Consider the following 12,598-nt stretch of genomic DNA (forward strand, 5'->3'; position numbering starts at 1 on the left):
CCCCAGCCCCAGCCCCAGCGGATGAGCGCGACCGGCTGCGGCAGTTGGTGCGCGACCCCGACTACCTCAAGGGCCTGGCGTTCTGCGCCCTGATCGGCGTCCTGGTGTCACTGGCGGCCTTCTGGTTCCTGGCAGCGGTCCACCAGGTGCAGCACGCGCTGTGGAGCGAGCTGCCGCACGCCCTGGGGCGCGGCACTCCCCCGTGGTGGTGGCCGCTTCCGCTGCTGCTGGTGGCCGGCGTGCTGGTCGGGCTGGTGATCCGGTACGCGCCGGGCGCCGGCGGGCATGTGCCCGCCTACGGTCTGCACGCCGGCGCGCCGCGCCCCGCCGACCTGCCCGGCATCCTGGCCGCGGCGCTGGCGGCCCTGCCGCTGGGCGCGGTGCTGGGCCCGGAGGCACCGCTCATCGCCCTCGGCGGCGGACTGGCCGTGCTCTGCCGCGACCTGACGCGGGCTCCGGCGACCGCGCGGGGCACCGCGCTGCTGGGCGCGGCGGGCGCGGCCTCGGCCATCGCGGTGATCTTCGGCAATCCGCTGGTCGCGGCGGTCCTGCTGATCGAGGCGGCGGGGCTGGGCGGGCCGCGGCTGGTCGCCCTGATGCTGCCCTCGCTGCTGGCCGGCGGGGTGGGCTCGCTGGTGTTCACCGGCTTCGGGCGCTGGACCGGTCTGCCCATCGACAGTCTGGCGCTGCGGCTGCCCGAGCCGGACCGGCTGGACGCCGGGGACATGCTGTGGTCGGTCGCCTTCGGGGTGCTGCTGGGCGCCTTCGTCCACGGGGTGTTCGCGGTGGCCCGGCGCACCGCCGCCTTCACCGCCGCCCGCCCCCTGGCCCGTACCGCGGGGTGCGCGCTGGCGGCCGGGGCGTGCGCCGCGCTGTACGGGCTCAGCACCGGGCGGTCGCCCGCCGAGGCGGCACTGTCCGGCCAGAGCACGCTGGGCGAACTGGCCCGTCACCCGCACGACTGGGGGGTGGCCGCGCTGGTGGCGGTGGTGCTGTTCAAGGCGGCCGGATACGCCTTGTGCCTGGGCGCGCTGCGCGGTGGCCCGATCTTCCCCGCGCTGTTCCTGGGGAGCGCGGTGGGGGTGCTGCTGTCGCCGCTGCCCGGGCTCGGCGCGGTCCCGGGTATGGCGGCGGGCATGAGCGCCACCGCCGCGGCGGCGCTGCGGCTGCCGGTGAGCAGTGTGGTGTTGGTGGTCCTGCTGCTCGGCGGTATGGAGTTGGTGCCGGTGGTCATCGTGGCCGCGGTGGTGGCCGTGGTGACCACCGAACTGCTGCCCGCCGTGGAAGAACCGGCCTGACCGGCCCGAGTCGACGGCGATCCGGCACCGGAACCCCTTCCGGTCGGGTACAGGGCGGGGCGTCCGCGAACCCGCGGCGCCACCGCCTCAGCGCGGCCTGATCACCGCGGTCCGGGCCGCGGTCCGGCCGTACCGCACCGGCACACCGCCCTGGGCGCCCCGCTGGTGCGGCGGGGCGCCGGGCGTCCGGGACGCGGGTGGGCCGGCGGCCCGGCGTGCGCGGCGCGGCTCAGCCCGTCGCTCAGGTGCCGGGCTTGCGGCCGTAGACGAGTACGTCGTCGCCCGTGGTCAGCAGCTTCCAGTACGAGGCGGCGTCCGCCGGGCGCATGTTGACGCAGCCGTGCGAGCCCGGCGGCGAGTAGATGTTGCCCGAGATGGAGTGGAACGCCTGGCCGCCGTCGAAGAACTGGCTGTACGGCATGGCCACGTGGTAGATCGAGGACACGTGGTTCTTGTGCCGCCAGTAGATCTTGTGCAGGCCGGTACGGGTCTCGTAGCCGTTCCGCCCGGTGCGCACCGGGACCGGCTCGTGGATCCGCTTGCCGCCGTCCTGGATCCAGCTGATCTGCCGGGTGAGGTCCACGCAGGCGATGCGGCCCTTGTTCGTCGGGCAGCTGGTGCGGTCGCCGGTGCTCTGCTGCCGCTTCATCACGCTCCAGGTGACCGGTCCGGCGTACCCGGCGGCCGGGGCTATGCCGTTCACCGTCTGGAAGGTGCGGATGGCGGTGCAGTCCCGGGCGGACTGCCGGCCGTCCACCGGCAGCTTCAGGAACTTCTCGGCCTGCTTCTGGTACGGCCCGGCCGCCGCGGTGCAGGCCGGTGCCGCCTGCGCGGGTGCGGCGGCCAGCCCCACGGTCAGCGACCCGACGACCCCGGCGAGGCCGAGCCCCACCCCGAACGCCCTCCTGGCGCGGCGGCCCACGGCCGATCCTGCTCTCATGGTGTGTCTTCTCCTTGCCCGGCACCCACCCTGTGGCGGCGCCGCAGTCCACGACGGGGGAACACCCCTGCCCAAGGGACGGCGGACAGCGGCAGATGGTTGCCCTGCCGAGCGTGATCGTTCCTGGTGAACGGCGGTTTCCCAGGGCGCGGGTTGCGCGGGGGGTTCGCCGGCGGACCACGGCCCGCACGCCACGCCACGCCCGGCAGGGCGCCGCCGCCCCCGGCCGGCCGGTCGGCACGGGCGCACGGCATCGTTGTCATGTCCGAATCATGCCCTAGTGGGGATGAGGCACGTGGTGTCAGATGGGGCCCGATGACACAGAACGGTTCAGGACGGAGGCGCACCATGCTCTATCGCGGAAACCTGTTCAGGGCGGCACCAGTCGCCTTCCCGGCCCGCACCGGGCCGGCCCCGCACTCCACCGGCGGCCCGGCCGAGAGCGTCCGGGCCTTATGACCACATCCGCCGAGCACCCCGCCCCCGGCACCCCGGGGCCGCAGGAGTTCGCCGCCCTCAGCCCTGCTCAGCGGGAGGAAGCCGTACGCCGCACCCCGGGCAGCACGGGATGGCCGGAGACCGCCCGGATCGCCTTCATGCTGGGACGGCCGCGCACCTGTGTGCCCGGCAACCTGGCGTTCGCCCTCGGCTGGACGGCGGCGGGCGGCACGGTGTCACCGGCGTTCTTTCTTGGCATGTTCATGACCCTCATCTACGGGCTGATGGCCAACCTCTACAACGCCTACACGGATCTGGCGGAGGACAGCCGGAACCTCCCCGGACGCGTGTGGCTGGTGCTGCGGATCGGGCACCGGCGGACGGTGTGGATCGGCCACGCCATAACCGGCCTTCTGATCGCCCTGACCCTCCCGTACAGCGGCGTCTCCCTGCTGCCGCTGATGCTGCTGCTGCTCGCCGGGGCGCACCAGTACTCGTTCCCTCCGCTGCGGCTGAAGGACGGCCCCGTGGTGGGCCTGTTCGCCTTCAGCCTCGCGGTCTTCGGCCCGTTCCTGCTCGGGGCCGCGGGAGCACCCGACGGACCGTGGGACCTGGACGGCGGCACCTGGGCGCTGTTCGGCTTCCTGGTGGTGTGGTTCGTGGCCAAGGGGATGGTGAAGAACCTTCCGGACTTCGACGGCGACCGCGCGGCGGGACTGCGCACCTCCGCGACGGTCTTTCCCAGCCGCCGGGCCGCCGCGCGCGCGGCCACCGTGATGACACTGATCGGCTACCTCTCGCCCGCCGTGTTCGTGGCCCTCGGGCTGCTCCCGCCCCGCACCCTGTGGGCGCTGGTGTGGACGGTGGCTGCGCTGGTGCAGTGCCGGGCGATGTCCAGGGCCTCGACGAGCACCGAGGCCAACGCGGTACTCAAGGTCGACATGCTCCTGTCGACCGCCTTCCTCGCCTCGGTCCTGCTGCTCCACGCACCCGGCTGGGCCTCGGTGACGGGGGTGGCGCTGGGAGCCGCCCTGCTGTTCGGCAGCGACCTGCTGGCGCTGGACTCCCGGCGCCGGAGCGATGTCACGGCCACCGCCTCGCCCGGTAACACCCGCCCCGAAGTGCCGCCCACCGGCGCACGCGGCCACTCGACCGCGCCACCGCCCGACGGCCGGCCCCCACGGCCCAGAAGGAGATGACGCATGCCCGCCATTCCCGGCCCCCGCACACCGGCGCAGCTCTTCCGTGCCGGCCGGGCCTTCCAGCACTCGCTGCCTGAGGGCCTGGAGCACCTGCGGGACACCTACGGCCCGGTCAGTGTCTTCGGCATGGGCCCCACTCGGATCCACTTCCTCTTCGGCCCGGAGGCCAACGCCCTGGTCATGAGGAACGAGGACAACTTCCGCTTCAGCGGTGCCTACGACATGCTGCGACCGATCGCCGGGGACACCGCCCTGGTCACCACCGACGGCGAGCCGCACGACCGCCGCAAGCGCAAGGCGCGGCCCTCCTTCCACCGCGGCGGAGCGGAGGAGAGCACCCGGCTGATCCTGGCCTCCATCGACGAGACCATCGACCGCTGGCGGCCCGGTCAGTACGTGGATGTCCACCGCACCCTCCGCTCGGCGATCCGCAGCGCGATGCTGCGGCTGTTCTGCGGAGCACGGCTGGCCGCCCAGGAGCAGGTCCTCGTCGCGCAACTGGACCGGATCCACGAGCTGATGGACTACCCCCTTCCGCAGCAACTGCTCGCCTGGAAGCTGCCCAGCGCCGCGCGCAGAAGGGCGCTGGACGCGATCTCCTTCGTGGAGCGGCGCATCTACGAGGAGATCCGGCGCAGGCGCTTCGAAGGCGATCCCGGCAGGGAGCGGATGCGGCCCGGCGGCCACCCGGGCGACCTGATCTCCGTGATGCTGTCCGACGACGGCCCCGCGATGTCGGACCAAGAGGTGCGCGACATGGTGGTCAGCGCGCTGATCGCCGGTTACGACCCGGTCGGCTCGGGCCTGGGCTGGGCCGTCTACAACTCCCTGAACACCCCGGGCGTCTGGCAGCGGTTGCGGGAGGAGGCCCTGGAGGCACCGGCGGGCGAGGCGGTCTCGGCGGCCCAGGTCCGCACGCTGCGCTACACGAACTGGGTGGTCCAGGAGAGCCTGCGCACCCACCCGCCGGTGGTGATGAGCCCGCGCCGGTGCGTCCGGGGCTTCCGCTACCAGGGCCATCTGATCCCCGCGGGGAGCATGGTGGCGGTGAGCGAGTACATCACCCACCGCTCACCCTCGGTCTGGAGGGATCCGGACCGCTTCCTCCCGGAGCGCTGGGACACCTCCCGGGAGGGGTACCGGCCTCCCACACCGTTCGAGTACCTGCCCTACGGATACGGCGGGCGCCGGTGCGTCGGTGCGAACATCGCCGCGGTGGTGCTGCCCGCCGCGCTGTCCCGGCTCGCCCGGCGCACCACGCTCGACCTGCGCACACGAGATCCGCAGTACGGCGGGATCCCGGCGCTGATCCCCCGGGACGGCCTCTTCGCGGAGGTGGGCGCGGCCCCACCGGAGGCGCGGGCCGGTGGCGTCCTCGCGAAGGAGCCCCGATGACAGCCCTGAGCACGGGCCCGACCGGGGCGGTCGCCGTGCCCGACGGCGACCGGGCCGCCCACGCCTGGCAGATGCGCGAGCTGATCTACGGCCATCTGCGCTCGCGGGCCGTCTGCGCCGCCGCCGAACTCGGCCTCGCTGACACGATCGGCGGCGGCTCACCCACCGCGGCCGAGCTGGCCCGAGCCACCGGGGCGGACCCGGTGCTGCTGGCCCGGCTGCTGCGTGCGCTGGTCTCCTTCGGGGTGCTGCGCCGGGTCGCGCGGGAGGGTGTCGACGGCTTCGGGCTCACCCCGCTCGGCGAGACCCTGCGGTCCGACGCCCCGGCCTCGGCCCTGCCGACGGCCCTGCTGGTCGCCACCGCGGTGGCGCCCGCCTGGGAGCGGCTCACCGAGGTGGTCCGCCGCGGGCGTCCGGCCTTCGCGGAGGTCTTCGGCGCCGACTTCTTCGCCCACCTCGACGGTGACCCGTGGCTGCGGGGAGTCTTCGACCGGTCCCAGGAGACCGGGCTCTCACTGGAACTGGAGGGCCTGCTCCAGGCGGTGGACTTCGCCGGCCCCCTGACCGTCGTCGATGTCGGTGGCGGCGACGGGGCGCTGCTGACCGGGCTGCTGCAAGGCCGTCCCGAGTCGCGCGGCGTCCTGGTCGACCTCGCCGCGGCACTGCCCGCGGCGGCCCGCAGGCTGGCCGGCGCGGGGCTCGCGGACCGGTGCGAGCTGGTCGAGGGCGACTTCTTCACCGCCCTGCCCTCGGGCGGCGACCGCTATCTGCTGCGCCACATCCTGCACGACTGGGACGACGACTCCTGCCGTGCCGTCCTGGGCAGCTGCCGCCGCGCGATGGGGCCCGGCGCCCGGCTGGTCCTCGTCGACCATCTGGCGGACGAGCCGCACGAGGACCCACCGGACCGCGGACCCAGCGGCCAGTGGGGCGCACTGATGGACCTCTACATGATGTCGCTGTTCGCCGGGGGCCGGGAGCGGACCCGGGAGGAGGTGGCCGGCCTGCTGCGCGAGGCGGGGCTGACCCTGGTGCGGGCGACGCTGCTGCCCGGCGGTACCGGCGTACTGGAGGCGCGGGTCGGCGGCGGCCCGGGGGAATCCGGGGGTGAGCGCTGATGCCGCCCGGTCCCTGGACGACATCGACGGCAGCCTGCCCCCGAGGCGTTCCGGACGGGGTGCCGTCCGTCGAGGCCGAGGCCGAGGCCGCGGTGCGCGCCTGGCTGCGGTCGTACATCTGCCGGCCGCACGCGGAGCTGGGGCGGGAGGGTCCGGTGTGTCCCTTCGTGACGCCCGCCCTGAAGGCGGGAACGCTGCTCCTGCGCTCCCGGCTGGGCTTGGCGGACGCCGCCGGCGAGGACATACGGACCGTGGTGCGGGACATGGCGCGCGCCTTCCGTGCCCAGCGCTGGCCGCATGCCAACCCGACGATGCGAACCCTCCTCCTGGTCCTGCCGGATCTGCCGCCGGCCGGCTGGCCCCTGCTGGACGCGGCGCAGGCGGAGCTGAAAGGAGAACTGGCCCGTGAGGGGCTGATGCTCGGCCAGTTCCACCCGGCATGTCCCGAACCCGCGGCACGCAACCCTCGCTTCCCGGTGTCGAGGTGCCCCGTGCCGCTGCTGGTCATGCGGAACATGGCGGTGCACGACGTGCTCTTCCTGCATCACCGGGGCGACTTCTTCGCCGAGTACCGCAGGCGCTTCGGCTCCCGCTACGAGCGGAGGGCGGTGGCCGACCCGCTGTTCCGGAACACCTACCAGGACGCGCTCGCCCGGCACGCGTCGAGCGCGTCCGACACCGCATCCCGACACACGAACGGAGACCCGCAATGAGGCAGTTCGACCAGCGCTTCGAGGACTACATGCGCGGCCACACCAGCGAGGCGAGCCGCTGGATGCATGTGGCGGGGCTCCTCGCGGCGGTGGGTGCCGCGACGGTGGCCGGACGGCGCCGCAGGCCCGCGCTGCTGTGGGCCGTACCCGGTGCCTTCTTCAGCTTCGCCTGGAGTGGCCACTTCATCTTCGAGCGCAACCTGCCGGTCGGCTTCTCCGACCCCGGCGCGGCGTTCTCCGGCGACCTGAAGATGATCTTCATGATGCTGAGCGGGCGCAACGCCGAGCTCCAGGAACTAGTGGAGCGGCTGCGGCGGGAAGACGAGGGCCGCCCCGCGGAGGCCCCGGTGTCGCCGCCCGCCGTTCCCGCCCTGCACGACGCCGCCTGACCGCACCGTGACCCGCGCCCCCGGTGCCGCCGCCCCTCGTCGGGCGCGGCGGCACCGGGGTGCGGTGGGACCGGCGGTGCGGTCGCGGGCCATCGGCTGCTCCGGGGCGAGGAGGCGGCCCGCGGCGGACGGCGAGGGCGGCCGAGGCGCGGCGGACTCCCCCGCCGCCCCACGCCGGCGTCCGCTCTGCCCGGCCGTCAGCCCTGCGGGGCCTCCACGATCGGGCCGGCCGGCGCCTTCGCGCCGACCGCCACACCGAACTCGGAGAACACGAGGTCCGGCGCCTGGCCGCCCGTCGTGCTGTCCTCCTTGACCACGTTCGGGGTGCCGGTGGTCGCGACGTAGTACGTCCTCGACTTCCCGGCCTCCTTCTGCGTGATGGGCACCACCGAGGCCCCGCCCACCCGGGTGACCGGCCCCTTGGTCATCTCGACGTCGGCCGTGTCGGGCTTGGTGAACTGCTCGTGGTGGCAGTAGCTGCTCAGGGCCTTCATCACCGTGTTCTCCGGGCCGCCGTGCATCCACTTGTCCGCCGGGACGACCTCCCCGTTCTCCTTGGCCCAGGCGGCGAACGCGGCGTCCACCTTGCCCCAGATGTCGGAGTCCTTGCGGATCACCTCGAAGGACCCGTGCTGCAGCAGGTCGACCTTTCCGACGCATTCGGTGGCGGACAGCCGCAGGTCGCTCTTGGCGTCCGAACGCTGCATCTGCTCGCGGAAGGAGCCGGCGTCGGCGTTCGCCTGCATGCCCTTGTCGTAGATCTCCTTGGCGGCGAGCTTGTCGACGCCGTTCGGCTTGGCACCGGCGTGGGTCCCCTGCGAGCCCTTGCCCGCGTCGTCGCTCTCCACGGCGCTGTCGTTGCAGGCCGTCAGCGGCAGCAGGACGGCCGCGCAGGCGACCGCGGTGGCGGTGCGACGGACGAACCGAACACGCGTGCTCTTCATTGGAATACCCCCGTATATGCGAGCGATCGGAAACGATCTTGCCGCCGCTCATTTAATCAGCCCCGACAGCCCCTCCCACCAGCATCTTTGTCACAGTTCTGACGTGACCTCGACATAGAACGGTAGCGGTGGGCCGGGGTCGCCCGGCCGGTCCGTCCGACTGCCCGGCAGGGCCGGCTGGCCCGTGGGGGAGACGGACTCGGCACGGGGAAGGCGCCGGCCCGCCGCGCACCGGGTAGAGACCGGAGGCATGGCGGGCCCCGGGCTTCGCGTCGCGGAGGAAGGCGGCGCGCCACACGCCGGAAAGGACCTGAAGGCGCCGCGGGCCCCGCCCCGGTCACCGGGAAGGCAGCGGCACGCCGCGCGCCGGCAAGGGGCCTGAAGGCGTGGCGGGAGGCGGCATCGACCCGAATGGCGCCCGCCACGTGTGACCTGCGGTGACCGGTCTGGGTAGGATCGCGGTTCGGCCCCTTCGCGCCGGCCCCCATCGGGAGCGGGTGTACCGCGGACGGGTCGTGAAGCCATGTTGTCAAGTGATCGGAGAGCACTGATGGTAGATGTCCTGCTGACGACCAGCCTCGGCGAGATTCAGCTGAGCCTCGACGAGGAGAAGGCCCCCATCTCGGTGCGGAACTTCCTCTCGTACGTCGACAGCGGCTTCTACAACGACACCATCTTCCACCGGGTGATCCCGGGCTTCATGGTGCAGGGTGGCGGCTTCACCCAGGACATGGCCCAGAAGCCGACCCAGGACCCGATCCGCAACGAGGCGGACAACGGTCTGCTCAACACCCGGGGCACCGTGGCCATGGCCCGTACCTCCGCGATCCACTCGGCCACCGCGCAGTTCTTCGTCAACGTCGCGGACAACGACTTCCTCAACCACGGTGGCCGGGACTTCGGCTACGCGGTGTTCGGCAAGGTCGTGCGCGGTATGGACGTCGTGGACCAGATCGTCGGTGTGAAGACCGGAGTCAGCGCGGGGATGCGGGACGTGCCGGTGGAGCCGGTCGTCATCCGCTCGGCGGCGCGGGTCTGACCCGCCGCCGGCAGCCCAGCCGGAAGCCTTGACGCCAGGTGCCGTACCAGCGGCACCTGGCGTCGGCGTATCCGGGAACGTCGGGGACGAAGACCAGGGGGACCGCCCCGGGGCGACCGGTGCGGTGACGGGCCGGTGGCCCGAGTCCGGGCGGGGCACCGCGGTTCCACCGCCCGTGCCCCAGGCGTCCTACTCGTGGTAGCCGGCCGCCACCAGCTCGGCGGACTGTGCCGTACGGGCCACCGGGTCCCGGCGGATCTCCTCGGGGGGCAGGCGCAGCTCGGCCAGCCGCCGCTCGACCTCGGCGACCATGCCGGGCGGTCCGCTGAGGTAGGCCAGGTGTCCGGACCAGTCACCGTGCCGCGCCACCGCGTCGGCCAGCGAGTCGACCGCCTCGTCCTCGATCACCGGGACCACTCGCAGCCAGTGGCAGCGGTTCTCCAGGTCGGCCAGGGCAGCGGCGTCGTACAGCTCCTCGCGGCTGCGGGCGCCGAGGAAGAGGTGAACGGTGCGGCCGGGTGCCCGCCGGGTGGACAGCTCCTCCAGCAGCGCCCGGGCGGTGGCCCAGCCGGTGCCGCCCGCCACGATCAGCAGGTCCCGGGCCGACTCGTCCAGCACCATGGTCCCCTGGGCGGGCCCGAGGCGCAGGGTGTCCCCCACTCGGGTGTGCCCCACCAGCACCTCGCTCACCCCGCCCGGCCCGGTCAGCCGGATGTGGAACTCCAGCTCACCGTCCGGGCGGGGCGGGCGGGCCGGGGTGTACGCCCGCCAGGCGTGCGGCAGCAGCGGCGACTGGAGGGTGGCGAACTGGCCGGCCTGGTAGGGGTAGGGCTCCGCGGGGCTGACCCGCAGCACCGCCAGGTCCGGTCGGCGCAGCTGGTGGCCGACCACCGTGGCCTGCCAGGAGGCCGGTTCGGCGAGGGCGGTCTCGGCGCCCTCCACCATCGCCGCCACCGCGAACCGCAGCATCCGCAGCCAGGCCCACTCCAGGTCCTCGCTCCAGTGCCGTCCGGCGCGGCGGCGCAGCGCCTCGGCGAGCGCTTCCTCGAACACCTGGTAGTGCACCGGCCGCACCCCCAGCTTGCGGTGGTCGCGGCCGAGTTGGCGGCAGCGCTCCAGCACCTCGTCGGGGCGGTGCAGATGGTCGATCAGGTAGCGGAACATCTGCTCCAGATGGGCCCGCTGGAAGTCCATCGACTCGGGGAACAGTCCGCGCAGATACGGATGCCGCTCGAACATGGACTCGTACAGGTGGTCGATGAGTTCGCTGAACGGAGTGACCACCGGCAGATAGCTGACGATGATCTGCTGGTCGGCGACGCCGTCGTAGTGCTCCGCGCCCATGCCTCGCAGCCCGCCTGTGCCGCGTGGCCCACCCGGGCGTGGGCGTTCCGCGGTGCGCGGCAGCTGTGCCGGAGAGAGCAACCGCTGGCGCAGCCGCATCGCGTCCTGCCGGGCGAGTAGCGCGTGGTACTCGTCGTACTCATGGTGTCCGGTGGTGTTCACCGACAGACCTCCTGGGGCCGGATTCCTCCTGATGGAGCGATCAAGATCAGTGTCGCACCGGCCCTGGACGTCTGTACGGCCCTGGTCATAGGGCCGTTCGGCCCTAGCGGGCCGGGTCGGCAGATGATTCGGAAGGCTTGGTTCCGCCCAGCGGCCCGGGGCCGCCGATCCCGATGTCAGTGCCCTGTGCTGTGGTTGGCCCATCGGCATCGACGAAGGGTGGCCCGGTGGACCGGCAGAAGTGGCAGCCGTTTCTCCAGCGCTGGAGCGAGGAGTGGATCAGCGCACACGATCCGCAGCGGGACTCGCCGCTGGACGAGGCGGTGGTGCGGGCCGGCTGGCTCGGTTTCGCCCCCGCCAGTGCCGAGCGGATCGCCGCTGCCGAGGTCCGGCTGGGCCGTGCGCTGCCCCCGTCCCTGCGGGAGTTCCTGCTGGTGACCGACGGCTGGCGGGACGCGGGCTGCTTCATCTACCAGCTCGCCGGCACCGCCGAGCTGGCCTGGCTGGCCGACACCGAGGACGCCGACTGGATCGAGGCGTACGACCTCGGCGACGACGGCCTCGACGGGGAGGTGGTGGACGAGGGCGCCGTCCTGCGCCGGTCACTGCGCCTGTCCCTGGACGGCGACGGGGCGGTCATGCTGCTGGATCCGGAGGACGTGGACGAGCACGGCGAGTGGGCGGGCTACTGGCTGGCCTCCTGGTCGGGCGAGGGGCCGGAGCGCCACGCCTCCTTCTACGAGCTGATGTTCGACGCGTACGCGGGCTTCCACGCCCTGAAGCAACCCGCGGGGGCCACCAGGGACCACTGGGAGTCCGTGGTGGACCGGGCCAGGGACGCGGCCCTGGCGGGGCGGATCGAGGAGCCCCTGGCCGAGTGGGAGCGGGCCTCCCGGTTCGGCCGGGAGCGGGCGGATCGGCTGCGCTTCCAGCTCCTGGCCATGCTCGGCGACCGGTCCACCCTTCCGCTGGACCACGTCCTGCCCGACCGGGACGGATGGCGGGGTTTCGAACGGGACCCGCTGTTCCACGCGGAGCTGCTTCCGCTGCTCTTCGCCAAGGACCCGCTGGACGGGCACGGCGGGGGCTTCGCCCTGCGGCACCTTCGGGAGTCGGCACCGGAGCCGGTCCGCTCGGTGATCGACGAGTTCGAGGCGCGCAGGCGCGAGCCGGGGTTCCGGCTCTCCTTCGGCAACCCCGAGTTCGACGCGGCGGTACGGGACGTCCTGGCGTCCGCCGGAGCCGATGCCGTACCGCTGGCGGCGCCGGCGCCCAAGCCGGTCGAGCACGATCGGCTCGAGGCGCGGATCATCGTCGTGCCCAACCGCCCGGTGGAGGTGCCGCCGCTGGAGGAGGAGATCACGCCGCCCGAGGACATATGGCCGCGGCTGCGCGATGCCTTCCGGCTGTGGCGGCCGCTGTCACCGGACCACATCGCCCCGGTCGCCCTGCTCGCGCATCCGCTGCTCGCCAGGGTGCTCACCGAGGAGCGGGGGCGGGAGCTGCTCGGCATCCCGCGCGGCTGAGGAACCGGATCGGCGAGTGGTCCGGGCGCGCCCGGCCATGCGGGGACGGGATCGCCTCGGCCTGCCCGCCCCAGGCGCCGGCCCCGGGAC

General features: G+C 73.4%; 11 protein-coding genes. 8 read left to right on the forward strand and 3 right to left on the reverse strand.

Features of this window, described 5'->3' with window-relative positions:
* The coding region (locus E4099_RS19755) for a chloride channel protein (protein WP_425348262.1) at positions 1–1,298 on the forward strand (1,298 nt) is incomplete at its 5' end.
* Positions 1,299–1,539: 241 nt separating this feature from the next.
* On the opposite strand, the gene E4099_RS19760 is transcribed toward E4099_RS19755, so the two are convergent.
* Complete coding sequence (locus E4099_RS19760) at positions 1,540–2,238, reverse strand: L,D-transpeptidase family protein (RefSeq protein ID WP_135340421.1); 699 nt, start codon at positions 2,236–2,238, stop codon at positions 1,540–1,542.
* A 455-nt stretch (positions 2,239–2,693) separates the two neighbouring features.
* Here E4099_RS19760 and E4099_RS19765 point away from each other — a divergent pair, with 455 nt between their 5' ends.
* The 5 genes from E4099_RS19765 to E4099_RS33080 are packed head-to-tail and all read left to right on the forward strand — an operon-like array spanning position 2,694 to position 7,493.
* A complete protein-coding gene (locus E4099_RS19765; protein WP_167828422.1) occupies positions 2,694–3,875 on the forward strand; it encodes a UbiA family prenyltransferase in 1,182 nt (393 codons plus the stop codon).
* Positions 3,876–3,878: 3 nt separating this feature from the next.
* Positions 3,879–5,273 (forward strand): cytochrome P450, encoded by a 1,395-nt coding sequence (locus E4099_RS19770; protein WP_135340423.1) that lies wholly within the window; start codon positions 3,879–3,881, stop codon positions 5,271–5,273.
* Entirely contained in the window at positions 5,270–6,391 is a 1,122-nt protein-coding gene (locus tag E4099_RS19775) for a methyltransferase (protein WP_135340424.1), read from the forward strand. Before E4099_RS19770 ends, E4099_RS19775 begins: the two co-directional genes overlap by 4 nt.
* A 59-nt stretch (positions 6,392–6,450) precedes the next feature.
* A complete protein-coding gene (locus tag E4099_RS33075) occupies positions 6,451–7,104 on the forward strand; it encodes a DUF6875 domain-containing protein (protein WP_167828423.1) in 654 nt (217 codons plus the stop codon).
* Positions 7,101–7,493, forward strand: coding sequence for a DUF962 domain-containing protein (locus E4099_RS33080; RefSeq protein WP_167828424.1), 393 nt, complete (start codon positions 7,101–7,103; stop codon positions 7,491–7,493). Before E4099_RS33075 ends, E4099_RS33080 begins: the two co-directional genes overlap by 4 nt.
* 197 nt (positions 7,494–7,690) lie before the next feature.
* Here E4099_RS33080 and E4099_RS19785 read toward each other — a convergent pair whose 3' ends face one another.
* The gene (locus tag E4099_RS19785) at positions 7,691–8,437 is read right to left on the reverse strand and encodes a hypothetical protein (protein WP_135340426.1); all 747 of its coding nucleotides are present in this window, start codon (positions 8,435–8,437) and stop codon (positions 7,691–7,693) included.
* A gap of 550 nt (positions 8,438–8,987) precedes the next feature.
* Here E4099_RS19785 and E4099_RS19790 point away from each other — a divergent pair.
* On the forward strand, positions 8,988–9,476 hold the full coding sequence (locus tag E4099_RS19790) for a peptidylprolyl isomerase (RefSeq protein ID WP_209446668.1): 489 nt from the start codon (positions 8,988–8,990) through the stop codon (positions 9,474–9,476).
* Positions 9,477–9,665: 189 nt separating this feature from the next.
* Here E4099_RS19790 and E4099_RS19795 read toward each other — a convergent pair whose 3' ends face one another.
* Positions 9,666–10,982, reverse strand: a complete 1,317-nt coding sequence (locus tag E4099_RS19795) for a globin domain-containing protein (protein WP_245245008.1) — start codon at positions 10,980–10,982, stop codon at positions 9,666–9,668.
* A gap of 227 nt (positions 10,983–11,209) precedes the next feature.
* Here E4099_RS19795 and E4099_RS19800 point away from each other — a divergent pair, with 227 nt between their 5' ends.
* Entirely contained in the window at positions 11,210–12,508 is a 1,299-nt protein-coding gene (locus tag E4099_RS19800) for an SMI1/KNR4 family protein (protein ID WP_135340428.1), read from the forward strand.
* Positions 12,509–12,598: the final 90 nt, after the last annotated feature.

This window comes from Streptomyces palmae (genome assembly GCF_004684805.1).
Taxonomy (GTDB): domain Bacteria; phylum Actinomycetota; class Actinomycetes; order Streptomycetales; family Streptomycetaceae; genus Streptomyces; species Streptomyces palmae.

Coding starts and splice junctions, on each gene's coding strand:
- E4099_RS19760 (WP_135340421.1), bottom strand. CDS start 2,238: ATGAGAGCAGGATCGGCCGTGGGCCGCCGCGCCAGGAGGGCGTTCGGG.
- E4099_RS19765 (WP_167828422.1), top strand. CDS start 2,694: ATGACCACATCCGCCGAGCACCCCGCCCCCGGCACCCCGGGGCCGCAG.
- E4099_RS19770 (WP_135340423.1), top strand. CDS start 3,879: ATGCCCGCCATTCCCGGCCCCCGCACACCGGCGCAGCTCTTCCGTGCC.
- E4099_RS19775 (WP_135340424.1), top strand. CDS start 5,270: ATGACAGCCCTGAGCACGGGCCCGACCGGGGCGGTCGCCGTGCCCGAC.
- E4099_RS33080 (WP_167828424.1), top strand. CDS start 7,101: ATGAGGCAGTTCGACCAGCGCTTCGAGGACTACATGCGCGGCCACACC.
- E4099_RS19785 (WP_135340426.1), bottom strand. CDS start 8,437: ATGAAGAGCACGCGTGTTCGGTTCGTCCGTCGCACCGCCACCGCGGTC.
- E4099_RS19790 (WP_209446668.1), top strand. CDS start 8,988: ATGGTAGATGTCCTGCTGACGACCAGCCTCGGCGAGATTCAGCTGAGC.